Below are 22,936 nucleotides of genomic sequence, written 5' to 3'. Positions count from 1 at the left end.
CCCACTGGATCCTGCCGACGATGCCACCGAGCTGTAACACCGACTTCAGGCGGAGTGGCGCTGACTGCGGCGAAATTCCCCTGGGGTCTGGTTGTTCCAGCGTCTGAAGGCCCTTTGGAAGGCTTGGGCCGAAGCAAAACCGAGCAAGTAGGCGATCTCGCCGAACGCCAGTTCCGTATCGCGAATGTAGGTCATGGCCAGGTCGCGACGGGTGTCATTGAGGATCGCGCGAAACTGCGTGCCTTCCTCGGCCAGTTTGCGCCGCAATGTCCAGGTTGGCAGCTTCAAGCGTGCCGCCACTTCCTCCAGGTCGGGTTCCCGGCCGCCATTGAGCATCGGCCCGAGCAACCGGGTAATGCGCTCGCGCAGGCTGCGGGTGCGGGTCAACTGCTCAAATTCCCTTTCACACAGCTGTAGCAACAGGTGCCAGGTGCTTGGGCAATGCTGCGGGTTGCGCAGCGCCAGGGTGGGTTGGCTGAGGCGCAGTTGATTGACCTCGGCGCCGAAGTGGACCACGCCCTCTCCCAGCACCCTGTAGTGGTCGTGGTAGTCCGGCGCGTCGAATTCGATTTCAATGCGCTGGGCCTGCACCGGCTGTTGGGCCAGGCCAGACAATTGCTGCAGCCAGCCGGCGATGATCGAATCCACCACAAAGCGGTTATAGGTGTTGTAGGGGCTGATGGAATAAAACCTCAGCCACGCGCCTTCGGCGTCTTCATGAAAGCTTGATTGCCCGCGATAGTTGGAGCCGTACAGTGCTTCAAAGCGTGTGAGCGTGCGTGCCGCTTCGCGCACGGTGGGCGCTTGGGCGGCAGTAACGCCGGCAAGACCAGCCTGGCTCAAGCGGCTGAGCTGGCCCATACGCAGACCCAGGCCGGGGTTGCCGGTCAGTTGGATGGCCGCGTGGCCCAGGCGCATGTAGCGCGGGATCGACAAGCGTGCGCCGGCCTCAGCCAGGCGAGCTGGATCGAGGCCGTATTGCAGCAGCAGGGGCTGTGGGTCCAGGCCGTGGCTGTGGATGGCGTCGGCCAGGGTGTGCACGAAGCCCACCGACAGATCCCCCAGGCGCACCGGCTTCACGGCGCTACAGCCAGATATTCAGCAGGCGCGCACCATGGGCGTCGCCATCGGCGAAGACTTGCCCATTGCGACTGAGAAAACTTTGGCCGGCGCTGCCCAGGTCCCAGAATTGTCCGCGCAGAAAGACGCTCATTCCCGCGGTGGCTTCGCTGACAGGCGGCTGGCTGATCAGGGTAAGGCGACGCCAGGCCGCGCCCTCACTGGTTTCTTCAGGCTTGAGGCTCACTTCTGAGGGCGTAGACACACTCTTGAAACCGCGCCACGGACGGTCCCAGGTATCGCGGCCGGTGACAAAAGCGGGTACCGCGATCAATTGCGCGCCTTGCTCGTTGAGCTTGCGGTAGTTGTCCGGGTACCAGCTGTCGCTGCCGACCAGAATGCCCAGGCGCCCGGCGGGGGTATCGACAACGTTGACGACATGCTCATCGCCAGGTTCTATAAAGCCACGTTCATCGTAGATCGGGTAAAGCTGGCGCTGCGGCTGGCCCAGCGGCAAGCCGTCGGCGGCGAACACCACGCTGGCGTTGTACAGCGCGCCGTGGCCGATCTCCAGTTGCCCCTGGATCACGCTCGGGTTGGGCAGGGCGATGGAACCGGCCACCAGGGTCACGCCAAATTCTTTGGCGAGGCCGCCAAACAACACTTGATAGTCGCGGGCCATTGCCGGGGCTTTCATGCGCAGGTACGCATCGTCCATGCGGTTGTCGCCAGTGGCGCTGATCCAGGCTTTGGCAAATTGCAGCGGGTTGCTGATCGACAGCCAGTTCATGGCGTCCTTGAGGTGAGCGGCCTGGTACAGCTCATTCTTTTCTCCGCCGAGCATCAGCCAAGTGCCGATATGTTCCGGCAGCACCACAACGGTCTTGGCATTGATCAGCCCAAGGTCCCGGGCATTTTGCAGGTAGGCGGACAGCTTCAGATGCAGGCGTTCCAGGCTCTGGTAATCGGCAGGGAACAGTTCCGGCTGGATACCCAGCAGGTTGCCCCGGTCGGCTGGTTCGCCCTCGTTGACGGCGAGGGTGATGCGCAGGTCGGACAGGTAATGCGCCACGGGGCGCTCCTGGGTCCAGACCAGATACGCGGCGAGTGAGGCAACCAGGGCCATGATGACGGTGAACGCTAGAAGTTTACGCATGGGGCAACAGACAACAGACCAGGTGCAGGGTTCGCGACTAGGGTAGGGCCCATGGCGTGGCTTGCCAAGGGGCGCTGTGCATTTGGATCAATAACTTGTCAGTTTCAGTCATTGAGCCGTGGTCCACCGCCTCTTAGTCTGTGGGACATAAACCGATGGCACGCCGTTCGAGTGCGCCACGTCCCGTGATGATCCGTTGTGGAGCTGTACCATGACCGCTGCTGCCTACCCGCACCTGCTGGCCCCGTTGGACCTGGGTTTCACCACCTTGCGCAACCGTACCCTGATGGGTTCGATGCACACCGGCCTGGAAGAAAAGCCCGGCGGTTTCGAGCGTATGGCGGCCTATTTTGCCGAGCGCGCCCGTGGCGGCGTAGGCCTGATGGTCACTGGCGGCATTGGCCCCAATGATGAAGGCGGCGTGTACGCCGGTGCAGCCAAGCTGACCACCGAAGAAGAGGCGAGCAAGCACAAGATCGTTACCCAAGCCGTGCACGACGCGGGTGGCAAGATCTGCATGCAGATCCTCCACGCCGGGCGTTACGCCTACAGCCCCAAGCAGGTGGCTCCGAGCGCTATCCAGGCGCCGATCAACCCGTTCAAACCCAAGGAACTGGATGAAGAGGGCATCGAAAAGCAGATCCAGGATTTTGTCACCTGCTCGCTGCTGGCCCAGGTCGCCGAGTATGACGGCGTCGAAATCATGGGCTCCGAAGGCTACTTCATTAACCAGTTCCTCGCTGCCCATACCAACCATCGCACCGACCGTTGGGGCGGCAGCTTTGAAAATCGCATGCGTCTGGCGGTGGAAATCGTGCGCCGCGTACGCGAAGCCGTAGGCCCGAACTTCATTATCATCTTCCGCCTGTCGATGCTCGACCTGGTGGAAGGCGGCAGTGTCTGGGAAGAGATCGTGCAGTTGGCCAAGGCCATCGAACAGGCCGGCGCGACGATCATCAACACCGGTATCGGCTGGCACGAAGCACGTATCCCGACCATCGCCACCAAGGTACCCCGTGGTGCGTTCAGTAAAGTCACGGCCAAATTGCGCGGTTCGGTACAGATTCCGCTGATCACCACCAACCGCATCAACACCCCGGAAATTGCTGAGCAGATCCTGGCCGAAGGCGACGCCGATATGGTCTCGATGGCGCGGCCGTTTCTCGCCGACCCCGAGTTCGTCAACAAGGCCGCCGCCGGGCGCGCCGATGAGATCAATACCTGTATCGGCTGCAACCAGGCATGCCTGGACCATACCTTTGGCGGCAAGCTCACCACCTGCCTGGTCAACCCGCGGGCGTGCTACGAAACCGAGCTCAATTACTTGCCGGTCAAGCAGATCAAAAAGGTCGCGGTCGTCGGCGCAGGCCCTGCGGGTTTGGCCGCGGCTACCGTGGCCGCCGAGCGCGGGCATCAGGTGACCTTGTTCGACTCCGCCAGCGAGATCGGCGGCCAGTTCAATATCGCCAAGCGCGTGCCGGGCAAGGAAGAGTTCTTCGAGACCCTGCGTTATTTCAAACGCAAATTGCAGACCACCCACGTCGAGCTGTGCCTCAACACCCGTGTCGACGTTGCGCAACTGGTAGCGGGCGGTTATGACGAAGTGATCCTGGCCACCGGCATCGCACCGCGTACCCCGGCGATTCCCGGTGTCGACAACGCCAAGGTCCTGAGTTACCTGGACGTGATCCTCGAGCGCAAGCCGGTGGGCAAGCGCGTGGCGGTGATCGGCGCCGGCGGCATCGGTTTTGACGTGTCTGAATTTCTCGTCCACCAAGGCGTATCCACCAGCCTGGATCGTGAGGCGTTCTGGAAAGAATGGGGCATCGACACTCAACTGCAAGCCCGTGGTGGCGTGGCCGGGATCAAACCCGAGCGCCACGCGCCGGCCCGTGAAGTGTTCCTGCTGCAACGCAAGGCTTCCAAAGTGGGCGATGGCCTGGGCAAGACCACCGGCTGGATCCACCGCACCGGTTTGAAGAACAAGCAGGTGCAGATGTTCAACAGCGTCGAATACTTGAAGATCGACGATGAAGGCTTGCATATCCGCATCGGCGCCGAGGGCGAGCCGCAAGTCCTGGCGGTGGACAATATCGTCATCTGTGCCGGTCAGGACCCGCTGCGCGAATTGCACGACGGCCTGGTCGCCGCCGGCCAGAACGTGCACCTGATCGGCGGCGCCGATGTGGCGGCCGAACTGGACGCCAAGCGCGCCATCAACCAGGGCTCGCGCCTGGCTGCAGAGCTGTAAGACGACGAGAGGGGCGGTGTTAGACTACCGCCCCTTTTTCATTCAGATACCTGCCAATGGGCCCTTTCGATTGGCTGCCTTATGCGCCCCTTGAACCTTTGCAGCTGGATTGGCTGAACGGTGTCGAGCTGGCCGTGCTGCGCCTGGACCGTATCGATCCGCTTATCAGCGGCAACAAGTGGTTCAAGCTCACCGAGCACCTGGCCCAGGCCCGACACGCTGGAGCCACCGGGGTGATGAGTCTCGGCGGTGCGTACTCCAACCATTTGCATGCGCTGGCGGCGGCGGGCAAGCGCTTTGGTTTTTCCACGGTCGGCCTGCTGCGGGGCCATCCTCAAGACACCCCCACGGTTCTCGACCTCAAAGCGTTTGGCATGCAGCTGCATTGGCTCGGTTATGGCGGTTATAGGGCGCGGCATGAAGCGGGTTTCTGGTTGCCTTGGCGCGAGCAGTATCCTGGCTTTCATCCGATACCCGAAGGCGGCGGTGGGCTGGCCGGTGCGCAGGGCTGTGGCGTGTTGGTCGAGCAGGCGCGGGCGCAACTGGACAGCCTCGGTTGGAGCGATTACGACGCCTGGTGGTTGGCGGCGGGTACCGGCACGACACTGGCCGGGCTGGCACTGGCGGAGGCGGGCGCGCATCCGGTATATGGCGCCATGGCGGTGCCGGATGACCACGGTGTGGCGCAGAACGTGAGTGCCATCGTGCAGGACGGTTATACATTGCTGGACGCCAGTCGCGGCGGCTTTGCCAAAGCCGATCCACTGTTGCTCGACTTCATTCAGCGCACCGAACAAGCGTGCGGTCTACCGCTGGAACCGCTTTACACCGGCAAGGCGCTGCTGGCGTTGAAACAGCAGATCGAGGCCGGACGCTTTGCCCCCGGCATGCGCCTGATCTTCATCCATACCGGCGGCCTGCAAGGCCGCCGAGGCTTCAGCGACTGGCGCAAACCCCTTGTGGGAGCTGGCTTGCCTGCGAAAGCGGTCTTGCAGTAAGAGGCACTGTGACTGACACACCGCCTTCGCGGGCAAGCCCGCTCCCACAGGGGAGCTAATTGGCTGGGTTAAAGCCTCCTCCCACCCGGCATCATGCGCAGCGCCGTGTTATCGCGCATCACGTAATGATGAAAGATCCCCGCCACCGCGTGCAGCCCGATCAGCCAGTACCCGATCTGGCCAAACAGCACATGCCAGCCTTCAATCTCCTTGGCCAGTGCCTTGTTTTCCCCAATCAACGGCGGCAACTCCATCCCATAGAACATCACCGAGTGCCCTTCGGCGCTGACGATCAACCAGCCGGCAATCGGCATGCCGATCATCAACGCGTACAACGCAGCGTGCATCAGTGTCGCCAGCAGGCTTTGCCATTGCGGCGGTGCCGGCACGATCTTCGGCGCCACCCCCAGGCTGCGTGCGAACAGGCGCAGCCATACCAGCACAAACACGGTAAGGCCGAGCATAAAGTGCATTTCCACAATCAGCGTGCGTGCGCCGCTGCCTTTGGGGAATTGGCCGCGCAGTTCAATGCAGGCGTAGACCACCGCCAGCAGCACCACCATCAACCAGTGCAACGCAATCGACATGGTGCTGTAGCGTGTATCGGAATTTTTCCACGGCATCGCTGTGTTCCTCACTCATCAGGGCATACCTCCATTCTTTAGCGATGGAGTGCATTAACTCTATGCCTGTTTTGAGCGCTGCGCTTGTTGCCAATGCCGTTGTCTTGACCTCGGTCAGTAGGCCTGCGGCATTTCCCCGCGGGCCAGGCGCTGGTTGATGTCACTGATGACCTGTGGCAGATCGGTGATGGTGTCAATCAGGTAGTGTGGGCGTGAAGCTTCGAACATCGCTTCGATGCGCTGGCGTTCGCTGGCCAGTGTGTCGGTGTCCAGGGCGCGGAACTGCTCGTAGGTCAGGCCCAGCGCGTTGCCCGAGCAGGTCAGGGCCACGGTCCACATGCCGGCACGGCGACCTTCGAGAATGCCCGGCACGGTGTCGTCGACCTTCACGCAGGCCGCCACATCATCAATGCCCAGGGCGATCACGTTGGCCAACGCCTGGGCCGGCCATGGTCGGCCGTTGGGCACTTCGTCAGTGGCCACGACGTGGTCGGCGACGTAGCCGTTGGTGGCGGCCAGGGCCACGACCTTGTCCATCACCTGCTTGGGGTAGCCAGAGCAGGAGCCGATCTTGATGCCTTGGCCGCGCAGCGCTGCAATGGTGTCGAGGGCGCCGGGGATCAGGGCCGAGTGTTCGGCGATCTTCTCGATCTGCAGCGGCATGAAGCGCTGGTAGATGGCGGTCACGTCGTCGTCGGTGGGCGTGCGGCCGAACGCCTTGCGGTAGCGTTCGGCAACCTGCGGCTGGTCGCAGAGCGTACGGATATGGTCCCACTTGCCCATGCCCATCGGGCCACGGGCTTCCTCGATCGACACCTGCACGTCGAACTCGGCGAAGGCCTCGACAAAAATCTGCGTGGGGGCGAAGGAGCCGAAATCGACCACGGTGCCAGCCCAGTCGAGGATAACGGCCTGGAGGGTGTTGGGGTTTTGATAGTTCATGGTTCAGATCCTGTGGGGTAATAACATTCATCTATGTAGGAGCTTGCTCGCGAAAAACATCCAGGCGCCGCGTTAACTCAGGATGCCCGCGTTTTCGTTAACACTCTTCGCGAGCAAGCTCGCTCCTGCACATTTCTTGCAGCACCTCGGCGATGGCCTTGACGGCTGCGCGCATGTCGGCCGCGTCGACATGACCGATGCAGCCCACGCGAAAGGTTTCCACCTGGGTCAATTTGCCCGGGTACAGAATGAAACCCTTGGCCTTGACCCGTTCGTAGAACGCTTTGAACTGATAGCGAGGATCGTCGGGGGCGTGGAAGGTGGCAATGATCGGCGCCTGGATAGCCGCCGGTAGAAAACTGCGCACGCCCAGTTCGGCCATGCCGTCCAGCAAGGCCTGGCAGTTATTTGCATAGCGCTGGTGACGGGCGGGCAGGCCGCCTTCCTCGGCGTACTGCAACAGCGCTTCATGCAGGGCGGCGACCACGTGGGTCGGCGGGGTGAAGCGCCACTGGCCGGTTTTGGTCATGTAGCTGTGCTGGTCGAACAGGTCCATCGCCAGGGAATGGCAGTTGCCCTGTGCCGCGGCCAGTGCGTGTTTTTCCGCAAAGACAAAGCCCATGCCCGGTACGCCTTCCAGGCATTTGCCCGAGGCGGCGATCAGCGCGTCGAAGGGGATTTCGCGGGCATCAATCGGTAGCGCGCCGAAGGAACTCATGGCGTCGATGATCAGGCGCTTGCCGTGGCGTTTGACCACCTCGGCGATCTGCGGCAACGGGTTGAGAATGCCGGTACTGGTTTCGCAATGGATCAGTGCGACATGGGTGATGGCGCTGTCGGCGTGCAACAGACGATCCACATCGGCCGCAGTGGTGGGCTCGTCTTCGGCGGTTTCAAAGGTGCTGAATGCGCGGCCAAGCACCTCGCAGATTTTCGCCAGGCGTTTGCCGTAGGCGCCGTTGATGAGCACCAGCACCTTGCCATTGCGGGGGACCAGGGTGCCGATCGCGGCTTCGACGGCGAAGGTGCCGCTGCCTTGCAACGGCACGCAGTGGTGGCTGTCGGCGCCGTTGAGGATCGCCAGCAACTGGCTGCACACACTGGCTGTGAGCTGGTTGAAGCGGTCGTCCCACGAGCCCCAGTCCGTCATCATCGCCTGGCGGGTGCGGTTCGAGGTGGTCAGGGGGCCGGGGGTCAACAGGATCGGCGCGGCAGTGGGCATGTCAAATCCTCGCAAGGTGTTGGGGTTCAAGCTACGGCGCCTAAATTGCAGTTTGGCTTGTCATCAATCAAATTGTTTGTTGTTATGCGAGCTATCAGTGAGGCCGATAGCTATGAATCTGTTCCAACTGCGTGCATTCGATGCCGTGGCCCGTGAGGGCAGTTTTACCCGCGCGGCGGCTCGGCTGTTTATCAGCCAGCCGGCGGTGACCGGGCATATCAAGGCGCTTGAGGAGCACTACCAGATCCCGCTGTTGCGCCGCACCGCACGTCGGGTGGAATTGACCGAGGAGGGCGCACGCCTGGCGGCCATCACGCGGGCTATCTTCGGGTTGGTCGACGAGGCGCAAACCCTGCTGGAGGCCAACCGCCAGTTGCTCACCGGGCGCCTGGAAGTGGCGGCGGATGGCCCCCACCTGGTGATGCCGATGATCGCCAGCCTGCGTGCGCGCTACCCCGGCATTACCGTGAACCTGCGTTTGGGCAATGCCCAGGAAACCCTGGCGGCGTTGCTGTCCGAACATGCGGATGTGGCGGTGCTCACCGAGGTGGAACCGCGCAATGGCCTGCACTTGCAACCCCTGGACCAGTCACGGATTTGCGCCTTGGTGCCGGCCGCACACCCGTGGGCCAAGCAACCCGACGGTATTGAACTGGCGCAGTTGCATGAGGTGATCATGGTGCTGCGCGAGCCCAGTTCCACCACCCGCCGCACCTTTGACGACGCCTGCCTGGCGGCGAATGTGCAGCCCAAAGTGCTGCTGGAACTGGACAGTCGGGAAGCTGTGGCCGAGGCGGTGGCGGCAGAGTTGGGCGTGGGCGTGGTGTCGTCGATGGAGGTCAGCCCGGACCCGCGTGTGCAGCCAGTGCCGATCCTCGGCGATGGCCTGCTGAATCGGCATATGCTCGGCTGCATGGAGCGCCGTCGCTCGCTGCGCTTGATTCAGGCGTTTTTCGAGTTGGCGTGAAGGCTCTCACGCACAATCTCCAGAAAGGTCGCGACCACACGGCGTGAACTTTGCTCTTTCAGGCACACCAGGGTTTCTTTCATGCGTTGGGTGCAATCGCGGATCGGCATGGCGTACACCCGTGCATCGGCACCGAACTCTGCCGCCGACACCACGCCCACGCCAATCCCTACCACCACGGCTTCACGGGCGGCCTCGCGGCCTTCCACCTGGATCGCCGGACGAATGCGCAGGCCGGCCTGGCGCATTTCCTGCTCCAGGGTCTGACGGGTGACCGAGCCGGTTTCCCGCAGTACCAGCGGGGTGTCATCGAGGTCGGCCAGGCAGATCGACTCGCGCCCGGCCCAGGCATGGTCCCGTGCGACAAAAGCCAGCAGTTGGTCGTCGGGCAGCGGCACTGACAACAGGCGCACATCATCGACATCGCGCCCCAACAGCGCCAGATCGGCCTGGTAGTTGTAGAGGCGCGACAGTGACTCATCGGTATTGCCCGTTTCGATCTTCACGCTGATCCCAGGGTAGCGCTGGCAGAAGCGTGCAATCTGCGGCAGGACGTGCACGGGCGCATCCACCGCCAGGGTAAGGGTGCCGGTGAGCAGGGCACGCGAATCCTGCAGCAATTCTTCGGCTTCGGCCTCGATCACAAACAGGCGCTGGGTGATACCCAGCAGGCGTTCACCCAGATCGGTCAGGCGCACCGAACGCTTGTTGCGGTGAAACAGCAATACGCCGAAGCGCTCTTCAAGTTTGCGCACCTGGTCGGAAATCGCAGGCTGGGTCAGGAACAGCCGTTCTGCAGCCCCGGTAAAACTGCCGTGAATGGCCACCGCATGGAAGGCTTTGAGCTGGGCATGGGAAACCGACATGGTACGTCCTCTTAAAACCTGAGCTTATATTTGAAATACGATAAATCGATTTTACCTATGAGTCAGCCATTGTTTTGATGCACCTCAGCCGCCGTAGGTTGAGTCCTACAACCACGGCGGCCATGGGCGCAGGCACATCGCACCCATCTGACCAATACCGCGCTATCCAAGGCCCGGCATTGCAGTGCTCAACCATAAGAACAACAGGCGTTTTCTTTCGATTCTGCCGGCACACTCACACCTGAGGTCAGAACCACCATGAATATCCCTATGGGTAGTATCAAGCGTTGGCGCGTGCAGATTTTCGCCATTACCTGGCTGGCGTACGCCGCGTTCTATTTCACCCGCAAAGCCTTTTCGGTGGCAAAGCTGGGGATTGGCGACGACCCGAGTTTCCCCCTCGACAAAATGACGATGGCTAACCTGGATGGCCTCTATCTCGCAGCGTATGCGGTGGGCCAGTTCACCTGGGGCATGCTTGCAGACCGCTTCGGGCCACGGGTAGTGGTGCTCGGTGGCTTGTTGATTTCCGCAGGCGCGGCGCTGGTGATGGGCACCTGTGCCACTTTGCCGATTTTTGTCACCTGCATGTTGGTACAGGGCTTGGCCCAGTCCACTGGCTGGTCGGGGTTGTGCAAGAACCTCGGTAGTTTCTTCCCGGCCCAGCAGCGGGGGCGGGTGCTGGGGCTGTGGAGTTCGTGTTATGCATTTGGCGGGTTGGTCGCGTCACCGTTTGCCGGTTGGTGGGCTTATACGCTGATCGGCAGCTGGCATGCGGCGTTTATTTCCAGCGCCGCAGTGGTCGCGGTGGTGGCCGTGCTCTTCTTTATGTTCCAGCGCAATACCCCGCAGGATGTGGGCTTGCCGACAGTCGAGCCCGAGCCGGTGCTGAGCGCCGAGCAGTTGGCCGCCGAACAGCGCGTGAGCGTACTCGAGCCCCTGCGCGCGATCCTGCGCAACCGTACGGTGTTGACCCTGGGGCTGGCTTACTTCCTGCTCAAGCCGGCGCGCTACGCGATTCTGTTGTGGGGGCCGGTGATCGTCTACGAGCAGATGCCGTCGGTGGGCAAGGTCGGTGCCGCCATCGTGCCCACCGCGTTTGAGCTGGCCGGTTTATTGGGGCCGGTGTTGATCGGCCTGGCCTCCGACAAACTGTTCGGTGCTCGGCGCATGCCCGCCTGCGTGCTCAGCCTGTTGGCGCTGACGGTTGCCCTGGCGTTGTTTATGGGCGCGCTGCACACCGGCAGTGTGGTGCTGGTGATGACGTTGCTGTTTGTCATGGGGCTGACGCTGTATGGGCCGGACTCGATGATCAGCAGCACGGCGGCCATCGACTTCGGCACCGCCAAGGCCGGCGCTACCGCTGCGGGCTTTGTCAACGGCTGCGGTTCGGTGGGAGCGATCCTGGGTGGTTTGCTGCCAGGCTATTTCGATACCGTTACGGTATTTATTGTGTTTGCCGGTGCGGCACTGTTTTCGTCGCTGGTGCTGATGCCCTACTGGAATGCCAGGCCCGCCGTACTGGCCCAGGCCGGGGATTTTGTGCCGGACCGCAATGCGGTGATCAAACCCTTGCGCACCTGAGTACCCTGGCCGGTTTTTTGGTGGAACGAAGCGTTCTCGCGCTATAAACTCTGCCCCCAAAGCGCCGGCCAGTAGACGTTTCGGCGCGATGGAAATAAGAGAGTGAGTCATGGGCGCACAGTGGAAAGTCAAACATAAAGAAGCGGCAGCCAATGCCAAGGGCAAGATTTTCGGCAAGCTGGTGAAAGAAATCACCATCGCCGCCCGCAACGGCGCCGATACCGCAACCAACGCGCACCTGCGCCTGGTGGTGGAGCAGGCCAAAAAGGCCTCGATGCCCAAGGAAACCCTGGACCGCGCGATCAAAAAGGGCGCCGGTCTGCTCGGTGAGACCGTGCAATACCACCGCGTGACCTACGAAGGTTTTGCGCCGCACCAGGTGCCTTTGATCGTCGAGTGCGTGACCGACAATATCAACCGCACCGTGGCGGAAATCCGCGTGGCCTTCCGCAAGGGCCAACTGGGCGCTTCCGGTTCGGTGGCCTGGGATTTCAACCATGTGGGCCTGATCGAAGCATCACCGGACACGCCAGACGCCGATCCAGAAATGGCCGCCATCGAAGCCGGCGCCCAGGACTTTGAAGAGGGTGAAGAAGGCGCCACCTTGTTCATTACCGAAACCACCGACCTGGATGCCGTGCAGAAAGCCTTGCCGGAGCAGGGCTTTACCGTGCTGTCGGCCAAGCTGGGCTATATCTCCAAGAACCCGGTCAGCGGTTTGACCGATGAGCAGATGGCTGAAGTCGAGGCGTTCCTGGAAGGCCTGGACAACCATGATGATGTGCAGGATATGTTTGTCGGCCTGGCGGGCTGATTTCTATCTGAGTACACGCGGTCAACCTGTGGGAGCGGGCTTGCTCGCGAATGCGGCCCTTCAGCCAAGTATTATCGGCTGATACCCCGCATTCGCGAGCAAGCCCGCTCCCACACTGGTTTAGTGGCGCTGAATAGACTTCAGCAAGGCTTCGATCTCTTCGAAGCTCGGTCGCGCCAGCACCTCCGGCTGGCAGCAGCGTTGTTGCAGTGCCTGCAAGCCTTCGTCACTGGCCTCAACCCGCTCCAACAATTCCCCCAGCAACACTCCGAACGCGCGCACTTCAATACGCTGCAGCGCACGGGTCTCCAACGTGTCCGCCGTGGCATGGAAGGAGGCCGCGCCAAAGTCTCCCAGCAAGCAATCACCTTCTGCGTTCCACAAAATATTGTGACCATACAGGTCACCATGGGTAATGCCGTGCCGATGCAGGTGCGCCGCCACCGAAGCAATGCCCCGCGCCATGCGCAGTGCTACGTCCAGGCTGAAACGGGTGGTGGGTGCGTAGACATCCCGCGTGCACGACGCCAGGCTCGGCAGGGCTGCGAGGTTGCGGTAACTCGGGTCGATCAGCTCCATCACCAGCGCGGCCTGGTTATCGGGATGGCCGACGACGCGTCCTTCAACCTTGATCAGGCTGGGATGCAGGCCGGCAGCGATGCAGGCTTGCATTTCATGCAGCGGTGAACCGTCGCTGGTGATGGTGCCCTTGTACAGCTTGACCGCGACTGGCAACGCATGGGGTTTCCACAGCGCCTTGCGAATAATCCCCGAAGCGCCTTCGCCCAGGACGTCGCCCATTTCCAGTTCCTGCCAGGCGATGTTCGGCGTCGCCTCGTCAGCGCTTACCTGCACGGCCATTTCCACCGGATTGCCGGCATAGGCCAGCCAGGTCAGGCTCGGCAGGGTCAGCAGCCACTGCGGCAGTTGGGTGAGGCGGTTGGAGGCTATGCGGATCAACTCCAGGTTTTGGCACTGGGCCAGGCTTGGCGGCAGGTCGGTCAACTGGTTACCGGCCAGCATCAGCTTTTGCAGCAAGGGGCGTTCGCCCAGTTCATCGGGCAATTGGCTGATGCAGTTGTCGGTGAGGATTAGCCAGCGCAACAGCGGCGGCAGGGCGGCGGCGGCTACCTGGCTGATCTGGTTGGCCTTGAAGCCGATCATGCTCAGCTTGGCGCACTGGCCCAGGCATTGCGGCAGTTCGGTAAAGGCGTTGTCCGAACAGAACAGCACACGCAGGTTCGTCAGGCGGTGCAGGTCGTCGGGCAGGCTGCTCAGGGCGTTGCCGGTGAGGTTGAGGATTTCCAGCGAGTCGGCCAGTTCGAAGATTTCCCGGGGGAACTCGGTCAGCCCGCAGGCCAGGTCCAGGCGCGTAACGCCAGCCAATTGGCCAGCCTTGAGTTGGGCGAGGGTATTCATGCAGGGCGCAGTGCTCGGAAGGAGGCGTAAAAGGCGCTCATGATAGCGGCTCGGGCGCGGGTTGCGGGCACAGCGTGTGCAATTGGCGCAGGCGGCTGGCGGTGCGGGCGAGGTCGATGGCCTGGCCTTCCAGGCATTTATCCAGGGGCTGGTGACCGATAAGTGTCAGTTGCTTGTCCTGGTCGTAGAGCACGTCTACCAGGTTGATAAAGCGCTGTTGCACGGCGATGGGGCATTCGGCCAGATGCGGCAGGCCGTCGATGATCCAGTGGTCGAAGTCCTGGCACAACAATAGATAATCCATGACCGCCGTGAGCTGTTCGCACAGGTCGTTGAAGGTGAACGCGATGGTTCGTGCCTGGTGGCCTCGGCACTGTAACTGCCGAGTGCCGACCTTCAGGGGTTGCGCCGGGCAATCTTTGGCAGGCAGGCCCAGGCTTTCACGCTGGCCAGCCGTACCTGGCCAGACGTACTGGCCGCCCGTGAAGCGTTGTTGCGCGTGGGCCTGGGCCAGGCTGCGAAAGTCCTGAGGCGCACTGACTTCCAGCACCTCCATGCGCGCGGCGATCAGCTCGATCACCGGCTTGAAGCGTTCGTGGTACAGCGGGTTGGGCAGCAAGCCTTCGGGTGGGTAGTTGGAGGTCACCAGCACCAGCACGCCGCGTTGGAACAGGGCCTTGAACAGGCGGCTGATGAGCATCGCATCGCCGATATCGTGCACATGGAATTCGTCGAAACACAGCACGCGGCAGCCGGTCAGCAACTCGTCCAGAGTGGCGCCCAAGGCATCGTCACGCTCGCGGTGCAGGAACATGCCTTGGTGCAGCCGGGCGAAGAAGGTGTGGAAATGCACGCGCTGCTTCTCGGCGATGGGCAGTGCCTGGAAAAATCCGTCCAGCAGCCAGCTTTTGCCGCGCCCCACCGGGCCGTGCAGGTACAGGCTGCGCGTGGCCTGGCCGTTGAGCAGGTGTTGTGCCTCGCGATTCAGGGCGGTAATCGCCCGGATTTGCCCGTCACTGAGGGTATAGCCCTGTTGTTCGGCCTTTTTTTGAAAATACGCCGGGATAGGCGAGGCGTCCGAGGCGTCGGTTTTTTTACCCAGCAGGCGCTGGAGCAGGGCAAGCACGGCCAAGAATAAACACTCTGTATTACGGTGGTCGCTCACTGTAGGACGCCCGATGCCGTTTGACCAATAGGAAAGGACCCCAAGCCATGCAAACTGGCACTTTCGCGTTAACTGGCTAACCTCATACACAGTTGTCACCCCTGTATAAGGAATTGGGGCTGTGAAGGGACCGGCGGTATTGGCTGTCATGGGCACGATGCTCTGCAACACGGTGTTTGCTGCGCAACTCCAGGTGGAGGTGCGCATCGACGTGCAGCGGGGTTGCCAGTTGGTGGGCACCACCCGCAATGCGGGCATCGAGCAACTTGGCGTATTGGATTTCGGCAGCGGCCCGCGTCTGGATGACCCGGCCGGCCCCCTGAGTGCGGCCCTGATCAGCCAACGCCAGCCGCGCCTGGAATGTAACCCCGACACGCCTTACCAAGTGCGCGTTGACGGCGGCCTGCATGGCGGCGTCGGCGAAGTACGTTATCTCGCCAATCCGGCGCCCTCCAGTCGGCCCATCCCCTATCGAATCTATGCCGACGCCGCGCGGCTGATCCCCTTGCCGGTGGACGTGCCGATCAGCGGCCGCGTGCCGGACACCGGCTCTGTCGACCTGCCGCTGTATGGCCGCATCGAACCGCTCAAAGGCATTCCCGCTGTCGGCCGTTATTCCGACCTGCTCAAGGTCACGGTCACATGGTAAGCCGCTACCTGGCTGTGACGGCCCTGGGTGGCCTGCTGTTGCTGGCGGATGACGCGCAGGCGGCGGTGGTCAACGGCCAGGTCCACGCGCGTTTGGTGATCACCGCCAGTTGCGAAGTGAGCAAAGACGTGGAAACCGCGCCGGTCACGCCTGAGGGCGGCACGGCGCTAATGGATTTCGGCAGCCAGGGGCCGACCTGGAGCAACACGCTGGGCGCGTCGATTTCCGATGCCGACAAGGCGCCGCTGTCGGTGTCCTGCAACCCCTCGGTGGTCAGCAGTTTCACGGTGACCATCGACGGCGGCGCTAATGGCGACGGCACCACGCGGCGCCTGAGCAATGGCCGCCAGACCATTCCTTATCGACTGTCGGCTGATCCCCAGGGGCGCAGTGCCTACAGGATCGGCCAGCAACGCAATTTCGTCGTGACCCAGGGCGCCCAGGTACCGATCCCGGTATTCGGTTCCGTGGTGGCGAATACCAGGGCCCTACCGGCCGGCATCTACACAGACACCCTGACGGTGACTCTGGATTGGTAAACCATGAGGATGGATATCATGCATGTACTTGTATCGCGAATCGGCCTCTGTGCCCTGGGCCTGGGGCTGGCGTCCAGCCTGAACGCGGCGACCACGGTGACCGGGCAGATCAGTTCCAGCCTGACCTTGATCGCCAGTTGCCAGGTCAACGGCTCCGGGGCGGCCACCGGGTTGAATTTCGGTAGCTTGAACTTCGGCACCACCAACAGCCTGTTTACCAATGCCGACGCCCAGTTGCTCGGCGGCACCGGTACCGGCGGCGCGTTGTCGATCCTGTGTTCGGCTGGCACCGCGCCAACGATCAAGGTGCGTGCCGGCGCCCACGACGGTGCTTCCCCCGGTGGCACCCGTGCGCTGGCCGATGGCGTGGGTAACTTCGTGCCCTACGATTTCTACACTGATAGCGGGCGTTCAGCGCTGTTGGCGATTGACGGCGTGGTGACACTCGCCACCAGTACCGGCGTGGCGCAGACCGTCAACCTTTACGGCCGGGCGGTGGGCAAGGCGGGTCTGCCGGCGGGCACCTACACCGACACCGTGGCCGTGGAACTGACGTTCTAACGATGTGGCCCAGGGTGTTGCTCGCCATCGGCCTGGCGATGCCGTTGCCGCTGTCGGCGGTGGTCAACCAGAGCTTTCAGGTGAGTGCGACCATCACGCCGGGCTGTCTGATCGTGGGCGGCGGCGCCAACTACGGCACCTTGGCCTACGGCAGTTATTCGGCCCTGGCCACCAGCACGGTCACAGCGGCTCTCACTGGCGGCGTAACCCTGCAATGCACGCCGGGCGTGGCCCTGAGCATGAGCGTGGATGGCGGCCTGTACAGCAGCACCGGGCGTAACTTGCAGCTCAACAGTGGTAGCGCGCGGGTGGCTTACCAATTGTTTCGCGATGCGGCGTTCAGCCAGAGCCTGGGGATCAACCAGAGCGTCAGCGTGACCTACAGCGATGCGAGCAACATCAGCCTGCCGATTTACGGGCGGGTGGTTTTACCGGGCAATCAGCCTGGGGGGACGTACAGCGACACGCTGCAGGTGCAGCTGACGTGGTAGGGCTAACGGTTTTAAGGAGGGGTGTCATGGGTTGTGCTTTGCGACGGTTATGGACCGCGGGTTTCGCCTTGGGGGCGTTGTGCTCGGCGGGGTTTGTACAGGCGGCCAGTTCGGTGCTGATCTGGCCCATCGACCCGGTGCTGGAGGCTGACCAACAGGCCAGCGCGCTGTGGCTGGAGAACCGTGGCACCGAGACCGCCAACCTGCAGATCCGCGTGTTTGCCTGGAGCCAGAACGGTTTCGACGAGCAGTACCAGAACCAGCGCGATGTGATCGGCAGCCCGCCGGTGGCCAAGATCGAGCCGGGCCAGAAGCAACTGGTGCGCCTGACCCGCACCCGGGAGGTACCGCCGGGGCAGGAGTTGGCCTATCGCATCATCATTGACGAAATCCCCTCGGCGCTGCAGGTGCCAGCACCGCCGGAGGGCAAGAACACGGCAGCGGCGATTCGCTTCCAGATGCGTTATTCGGTGCCGCTGTTTGCCTATGGCGCCGGCCTGTGGAGCAAGGACGACGCTACCCGCCAGCGCGACCCCAAGGGCGCGGGCAAGCCGCAGTTGAGTTGGCAGAAGGTCAACGTGGCAGGGCGCAACTACATCGAGGTGCGCAACCAGGGCGCCGTGCATGCGCGGCTTACCGATGCGTCATTCAAACAGGGCGGGCAGACCCGGCCGTTGGTGGACGGTTTGCTCGGCTATGTGCTGCCGGGCGCGAGCATGCGCTGGCCGGTGCCGGATGCCGTATCGGCCGACCAGCCGTTGCAGGTACGCGTCAACGGCGCGCCGCAACTGGAGAGCCTGGCGCCCACGCGATAGCCGTGATGTAGCGCAACGGGCACACGCCCGGGTTTTAACAGGATGGAGATGTCCATTGAAGGACACAACGCCATGGTGAGTCGTGGTTGGGCTCGGGTTTTATGGCCGTCGGTGGCAGTGGCAAGCGGGCTGTGGGGCGCAGCGATGGCGGGCGACCTGCCGCCGCCGCCCGGCAGCATGGAGGCAGTTGCCGATGCACAGCTGTTTCTGGAACTGGTGGTCAACCAGATGGACACCGGCCGCGTCATCGCGGTCGAGCAGCGCGCCGGCCAGCTGTTTGTGCCGGCCAGCGCGTTGCAGGACGTGGGCATGAAACTGCCCGGTGAGCCCGTCGGCAGTGTGGCCCTGGACCAGGTGCCGGGCCTGCACAGCGACTACGACAGCAACGGCCAGCGCCTGCTGCTGGATGTGCCGCCCTCCTGGCTGCAGGAACAGTTCATCGGCAACCGCAATACCTATCCGCGTACCCAGGCCATGAGCAGCTTCGGCGCCTTGCTCAACTATGACGTGTATTTCAATGACACCGACGATGGCGGCAGTTACCTCGCGGCCTGGAACGAAGTACGGCTGTTCGACACCTGGGGCACCTTGTCCAACACCGGGCAACTGCGCCAGACCCTGTCCGATGGAATCAGCGGCGGCACCCTCAACAATGGTTACCGCCGTTACGACACCACCTGGCGTTTTTCCGACGATGAGCGCCTGCTGACCTACGAGGCCGGCGACGTGATCAGTGGCGCGCTGCCCTGGAGTAGCTCGGTGCGCCTGGGCGGGGTGCAACTTTCCCGGGATTTTGCCGTGCGCCCCGACCTGGTCACGTACCCCTTGCCGCAGTTTGCCGGTGAGGCGGCGGTGCCCTCGTCGGTGGACCTGTTTATCAACGGCTACAAATCCGACAGCGCGCGACTGCAACCCGGCCCCTACACCCTGACCAACATCCCATTCATCAACGGTGCCGGCGAGGCCGTGGTGGTCACCACCGATGCCCTGGGCCGCCAAGTGTCGACCACGGTACCGTTCTACGTCACCAGCACCTTGCTGCAACAAGGCTTGACGGACTTTTCGCTGGCCGCCGGTACCTTGCGCCGTGACTACACCCTACGGGACTTCGGCTACGGACCGGGCGTGGCCAGTGGCACGTTCCGCTATGGCTATTCCGATAACCTGACTCTGGAGAGCCACGCTGAAGCCTCCAGCGACCTGACCCTCGGCGGGCTCGGTGGCAACCTGCGCCTGGGCAACTTCGGCGTGCTCAATACCGCCCTCAGCCAGAGCCAGTTCGACAGCCGCACGGGCCAGCAACTGAGCCTCGGTTACCAGTACAACAGCACGCGCTACAGCTTTATGTACCAACGGGTGGAACGTCGCGACGACTACGCCGACCTGACTCTGGTCGATACCCCATACGCCAGTCTCAGCAAGCGCAGCGAGCAGGTGACCCTGAGCCTCAACCTCCAACGTTTCGGCAGCCTGGGCCTGGGCTATTTCGACGTGCAGGCGGCGGACGACTCGCGCACGCGCCTGCTCAACCTGAGCTGGAGCAAGCCGTTGTGGCGCAACACCAGCTTTTATCTGTCAGCCAACCGCGAAATCGGTGACAGCAACTGGGCCATGCAGGCGCAACTGGTCATCCCGTTCGACCTCAACGGCAGCTTGGCCTTGAGCACCGAGCGCAGCAAGGACGGCGCCAGTCGCCAGCGCATCAACTACAGCCGCGCGGTGCCCAGCGAAGGCGGGGTGGGCTACAACCTCGGCTATGCCCAGGGCGATGCCCCCAGCTATCGACAGGCCGACCTGACCTGGCGCTTGCAGTCGGTGCAGTTGCAGGCCGGCGTGTACGGCAGCAGTGAGGCCATGACGCGCTGGGCCGATGCCAGCGGCTCGCTGGTGTGGATGGGCGGCGAAACCTTTGCCGCCAACCGCATCAATGACGCCTTTGTGGTAGTGAGCACCCAAGGCTTTGCCGGGATTCCGGTGCGCTACGAAAACCAGCTGGTGGGCCAGACCGACCGCAACGGCCATTTGCTGGTGCCGTGGAGCAGTGCCTATTACCGCGGCAAATACGAGATCGACCCCTTGAACCTGCCGGCGAATGTGCAAAGCCCCAATGTTGAGCAGCGCGTATCGGTACGCCGTGGCAGCGGTTACTTGCTGGAATTCCCCCTGCGCCGGGTGCTCGCTGCAAGCATCACTCTGGTGGACCGCCAGCATCAGGAGTTGCCGCTGGGCAGCCTGGTAGTGCACGAGCAAAGCAACACCCAAGCAGTGGTCGGCTGGGATGGCCTGGTGTATCTGGAAAACCTCAGCGCGCACAACACCTTGCAGGTCACCCTCGGTGAGGGCCGCACCTGCCAGGCGACATTCGATATTGATGAGCAGCAACAGGACGTGCCCTTGATCGGGCCATTAGTGTGCCAATGAGGCATCGAACAGGGAGTGTTCAGGTGAGGGGCAGCGTAGGGTTATATGGCGTAGGTTTGTTGTTTTGCGGGCAGGCGATGGCGGCGTGTTCGGTGGCGTCCACCGTGCCGGCCAGTTTCGGCTCAATCAGCTCAATGACGGTGCGCACCGCCGCGCAAACCAGCTCTACGACTAATTCGGGGTTGAGTTGCACCTCGGCGTTGATATCGCTGCTGGTGTCCACCGACCACTTTTACGCCACGATCACATCGTCGCAAAGTGGCATGGTCGGGCCGACCGGTGATGTGATCAGCTATACGATTTATGGCAACAACAGCACCAGCTATCCCATCACCCGTGGCAGCCAATTCGATTTCGGCGGCGCTGGCGGCATCGCCCAGAGCATTGGCCTGATCGCAGGGCCCGGCGCGAAAACCGTACCGCTGTACCTGAGCAGCATCACCGGCAGCAACGTCGCCGCCGGGGTGTACACCGAGACATTGAGCATCGCCTGGGTGTGGAACTATTGCTCGGGGATCGGCCTTGGCGGCATTTGCCTGGGACGTGACACTGGCAGTGGCACGGCGTCCCTGACCGTCAGCATGACCGTGACCAACGACTGCCAGATCACCGCCCCGAATATCAGCTTCGGCAGCGCGCCGGTGGTCAGTGGGTTTACCGCGGTGAGCGGGCAGACCATCAACATCGCCTGCACCAAGGGCAGCGCCTATACCGTCGGCTTGAGCGATGGCCAGAACCCGGTGAGTGTCGGCGGCCGGCGACGTATGGTTTCCGGCGGCAATTACCTGGCCTATGACATTTTCAAAAGTGCCGGCACCACGCGCTGGGGCAGTGTCGGCGCGGCGCGGCGGGCCAGCTCCACGGCCGAGGTCAACCCCGGAAACGGCTTGGGCAATGGCAGCCAGGTGTACAACTACAACGCCAAGGTCTACACCGACCAGCCCACACCACCGGCTGGCACCTATCTGGATAATGTGGTGCTGGACGTCGGTTTCTAGAATGGCGTCTGCAACGCGGCGGCCTGATCCACCGGGCTGACCATCGCATAGTTGTAGCCGCCGCCCGACCAGTAGTCGGCCTGCAAGCCATCGGCACTGCGGCTGCCGCGAGGCAGGAAACCGTTGTTCGGGCCCGGCGGGCGGATGTAGAAGCTGATGCGCCGGCCTTGGGCGTCCTGGTACAGCACCATGGCTGCCGCGCCTTGGTCGGTGGTGAGCAGGCGCCCGCTGACCGGCTTGAAACCGGCTTGGCTCAGGTCGGGCAGGCGATGGGCCTGGTTGAAATAACGGTCGAGCCAGGCCTGCATGGTGCCGCGGTCCTGGGCGTTGTAGTCGGCGGGCATGATGCCGTCCTGGGCAAACAGGCGATAGGCCTGCATGGCGTCGGTCATCGGCAACAGCGGCGGCTGGGTGGCTTCACGGGCGTGCCAACCGCCAACCCCGCCGAGGCTCACGGCGATCAGCAACAACGCCGCCGTGGCCAGGTGCCGACGGGACTGTTTCTTGATGCGCTGGCGAATCAGCGCCGGGTCCAGTGCCGGGTTGTGCGGCTGTTGCAGGGCGCCGCTCAATGACGCACGCAGCAGCTGCGCATCCTGTTGCCAGGCCTGTACCTGGGCCGCCACTTCGGGGTGGCTGGCCAGCCAGGTTTCAAGCACACGGCGATCAGTGTCCGGCAATTGGTGATCGACGTAGGCATGTAAATCGCGTTCGCTGGGGGGCAGGCTGATCATTTGAGTCTCCGCAGGGCAGGGCCGGTCATTTCGCCATCGCTGAGTTGACGCAGCGCTTGGCGTGCGCGGGACAGGCGTGACATCACGGTGCCGATGGGCACCTTGAGGATCTCGGCCACTTCCTTGTAGCTCAAGCCCTCGACGGACACCCACAGCAACAGGGCGCGCTGTTCGGTGTTCAGTTGGTCGAAGGCTTGCAGAGTGGATTGGGCCAGCACCGTGCGTTCCACCGAAGGTTGCACGTCATCGCGGCCGGTGAAGAATTCGAGCATGCGTGCATAGCGGCGGTTGCGGCGGTGGGCGTCGAGGAACTGGCGGTAGAGGATCGAAAACAGCCAGGCGCGCAAATCGCCCTCGATACGTTTATCGGCCCAGGCGACGATGGCGCGCTCCAGGGTCGATTGCACCAGGTCATCGGCGCTGCTGCTGTTGCGCGTCAGGGACAGGGCAAAACGCCGCAACCTGGGAATGAGTTCACGTAACTGTTCGTCGAGTTCATGCATGGGCGTCTGGCTGGTCACTACGCTGGGACTAGAGAGACGTCCGGCGTTGAAGGTTATTCCCCGTCCCGCAAAATAAATCCAGGGCCTGGGAATAGAGCCAATCGGCGTTCGTCTTAATGCTCCGACCTTATGTTTCAGCCTGAGGCCTCTGGCCCTGGA

At 62.7% G+C, this 22,936-nt stretch carries 22 protein-coding genes; 12 read left to right on the top strand and 10 right to left on the bottom strand.

Going from position 1 to position 22,936, the window contains the following annotated elements:
• Nucleotides 1–45: 45 nt before the first annotated feature.
• Nucleotides 46–1,080, bottom strand: a complete 1,035-nt coding sequence (locus BT204_RS07010) for an AraC family transcriptional regulator (RefSeq protein ID WP_054897260.1) — start codon at nt 1,078–1,080, stop codon at nt 46–48.
• A 4-nt stretch (nt 1,081–1,084) separates the two neighbouring features.
• Nucleotides 1,085–2,215 (bottom strand): carbon-nitrogen hydrolase family protein, encoded by a 1,131-nt coding sequence (locus tag BT204_RS07005; protein WP_034127941.1) that lies wholly within the window; start codon nt 2,213–2,215, stop codon nt 1,085–1,087.
• A gap of 211 nt (nt 2,216–2,426) precedes the next feature.
• Here BT204_RS07005 and BT204_RS07000 point away from each other — a divergent pair, with 211 nt between their 5' ends.
• Both BT204_RS07000 and BT204_RS06995 read left to right on the top strand, forming a co-directional pair.
• A complete protein-coding gene (locus BT204_RS07000; RefSeq protein ID WP_054917366.1) occupies nt 2,427–4,466 on the top strand; it encodes an NADPH-dependent 2,4-dienoyl-CoA reductase in 2,040 nt (679 codons plus the stop codon).
• Between the two features lie 56 nt (nt 4,467–4,522).
• Entirely contained in the window at nt 4,523–5,464 is a 942-nt protein-coding gene (locus tag BT204_RS06995; RefSeq protein WP_072446098.1) for a 1-aminocyclopropane-1-carboxylate deaminase/D-cysteine desulfhydrase, read from the top strand.
• 68 nt (nt 5,465–5,532) lie between these two features.
• Here the strand turns inward: BT204_RS06995 and BT204_RS06990 are convergent, their stop codons facing one another.
• From BT204_RS06990 to BT204_RS06980, 3 genes are all read right to left on the bottom strand, one after another.
• A complete protein-coding gene (locus BT204_RS06990) occupies nt 5,533–6,087 on the bottom strand; it encodes a cytochrome b (protein ID WP_072446094.1) in 555 nt (184 codons plus the stop codon).
• A gap of 114 nt (nt 6,088–6,201) precedes the next feature.
• Nucleotides 6,202–7,029 (bottom strand): phosphonoacetaldehyde hydrolase, encoded by an 828-nt coding sequence (gene phnX / locus BT204_RS06985; protein ID WP_054917363.1) that lies wholly within the window; start codon nt 7,027–7,029, stop codon nt 6,202–6,204.
• 97 nt (nt 7,030–7,126) lie between these two features.
• Nucleotides 7,127–8,251 carry a 2-aminoethylphosphonate--pyruvate transaminase gene (locus BT204_RS06980; protein WP_072446092.1) on the bottom strand — a complete coding sequence of 375 codons (1,125 nt, stop codon included), beginning with the start codon at nt 8,249–8,251 and terminating at the stop codon, nt 7,127–7,129.
• Between the two features lie 112 nt (nt 8,252–8,363).
• Between BT204_RS06980 and BT204_RS06975 the strand changes: the two genes are divergently transcribed.
• Nucleotides 8,364–9,218 carry a LysR substrate-binding domain-containing protein gene (locus BT204_RS06975; protein WP_072446090.1) on the top strand — a complete coding sequence of 285 codons (855 nt, stop codon included), beginning with the start codon at nt 8,364–8,366 and terminating at the stop codon, nt 9,216–9,218.
• Here BT204_RS06975 and BT204_RS06970 read toward each other — a convergent pair.
• Entirely contained in the window at nt 9,194–10,084 is an 891-nt protein-coding gene (locus tag BT204_RS06970; protein ID WP_034127935.1) for a LysR substrate-binding domain-containing protein, read from the bottom strand. The genes BT204_RS06975 and BT204_RS06970 overlap by 25 nt on opposite strands.
• A 258-nt stretch (nt 10,085–10,342) precedes the next feature.
• Here BT204_RS06970 and BT204_RS06965 point away from each other — a divergent pair, with 258 nt between their 5' ends.
• A complete protein-coding gene (locus BT204_RS06965) occupies nt 10,343–11,668 on the top strand; it encodes an MFS transporter (RefSeq protein ID WP_072446088.1) in 1,326 nt (441 codons plus the stop codon).
• A gap of 109 nt (nt 11,669–11,777) precedes the next feature.
• Entirely contained in the window at nt 11,778–12,482 is a 705-nt protein-coding gene (locus BT204_RS06960) for a YebC/PmpR family DNA-binding transcriptional regulator (RefSeq protein WP_003192227.1), read from the top strand.
• A gap of 120 nt (nt 12,483–12,602) precedes the next feature.
• Here the strand turns inward: BT204_RS06960 and BT204_RS06955 are convergent, their stop codons facing one another.
• Both BT204_RS06955 and zapE read right to left on the bottom strand, forming a co-directional pair.
• Nucleotides 12,603–13,901, bottom strand: coding sequence for a protein kinase (locus BT204_RS06955; RefSeq protein WP_072446086.1), 1,299 nt, complete (start codon nt 13,899–13,901; stop codon nt 12,603–12,605).
• A gap of 37 nt (nt 13,902–13,938) precedes the next feature.
• Complete coding sequence (gene zapE / locus BT204_RS06950; RefSeq protein WP_072446084.1) at nt 13,939–15,033, bottom strand: cell division protein ZapE; 1,095 nt, start codon at nt 15,031–15,033, stop codon at nt 13,939–13,941.
• Between the two features lie 190 nt (nt 15,034–15,223).
• Between zapE and BT204_RS06945 the strand changes: the two genes are divergently transcribed.
• From BT204_RS06945 to BT204_RS06915, 7 genes are all read left to right on the top strand, one after another.
• Nucleotides 15,224–15,715 carry a Csu type fimbrial protein gene (locus tag BT204_RS06945; RefSeq protein WP_087149522.1) on the top strand — a complete coding sequence of 164 codons (492 nt, stop codon included), beginning with the start codon at nt 15,224–15,226 and terminating at the stop codon, nt 15,713–15,715.
• Entirely contained in the window at nt 15,709–16,254 is a 546-nt protein-coding gene (locus tag BT204_RS06940) for a spore coat protein U domain-containing protein (RefSeq protein ID WP_072446082.1), read from the top strand. The genes BT204_RS06945 and BT204_RS06940 overlap by 7 nt, the downstream gene beginning before the upstream one ends.
• 18 nt (nt 16,255–16,272) lie before the next feature.
• Nucleotides 16,273–16,815, top strand: coding sequence for a Csu type fimbrial protein (locus BT204_RS06935; RefSeq protein WP_003192220.1), 543 nt, complete (start codon nt 16,273–16,275; stop codon nt 16,813–16,815).
• Between the two features lie 2 nt (nt 16,816–16,817).
• Nucleotides 16,818–17,306, top strand: a complete 489-nt coding sequence (locus BT204_RS06930) for a Csu type fimbrial protein (protein WP_054897269.1) — start codon at nt 16,818–16,820, stop codon at nt 17,304–17,306.
• A gap of 26 nt (nt 17,307–17,332) precedes the next feature.
• The gene (locus BT204_RS06925) at nt 17,333–18,121 is read left to right on the top strand and encodes a fimbrial biogenesis chaperone (protein WP_054897270.1); all 789 of its coding nucleotides are present in this window, start codon (nt 17,333–17,335) and stop codon (nt 18,119–18,121) included.
• A gap of 72 nt (nt 18,122–18,193) precedes the next feature.
• The gene (locus tag BT204_RS06920) at nt 18,194–20,542 is read left to right on the top strand and encodes a fimbria/pilus outer membrane usher protein (protein WP_057975024.1); all 2,349 of its coding nucleotides are present in this window, start codon (nt 18,194–18,196) and stop codon (nt 20,540–20,542) included.
• Entirely contained in the window at nt 20,539–21,540 is a 1,002-nt protein-coding gene (locus tag BT204_RS06915) for a Csu type fimbrial protein (RefSeq protein ID WP_175550960.1), read from the top strand. The genes BT204_RS06920 and BT204_RS06915 overlap by 4 nt, the downstream gene beginning before the upstream one ends.
• Here BT204_RS06915 and BT204_RS06910 read toward each other — a convergent pair.
• Nucleotides 21,537–22,274, bottom strand: a complete 738-nt coding sequence (locus BT204_RS06910) for an anti-sigma factor family protein (protein WP_072446078.1) — start codon at nt 22,272–22,274, stop codon at nt 21,537–21,539. The two genes, BT204_RS06915 and BT204_RS06910, sit on opposite strands and share 4 nt — an antisense overlap.
• Nucleotides 22,271–22,777 (bottom strand): sigma-70 family RNA polymerase sigma factor, encoded by a 507-nt coding sequence (locus BT204_RS06905; protein WP_054897273.1) that lies wholly within the window; start codon nt 22,775–22,777, stop codon nt 22,271–22,273. Before BT204_RS06905 ends, BT204_RS06910 begins: the two co-directional genes overlap by 4 nt.
• Nucleotides 22,778–22,936 lie beyond the last annotated feature (159 nt).

The sequence above is a fragment of the Pseudomonas sp. NFPP02 genome, from assembly GCF_900119355.1.
Taxonomy (GTDB): Bacteria; Pseudomonadota; Gammaproteobacteria; order Pseudomonadales; family Pseudomonadaceae; genus Aquipseudomonas; species Aquipseudomonas paracarnis.
The sequence above is the reverse complement of the archived record's forward strand: the minus strand, read 5'-3'. Positions and strand labels throughout refer to the sequence as shown.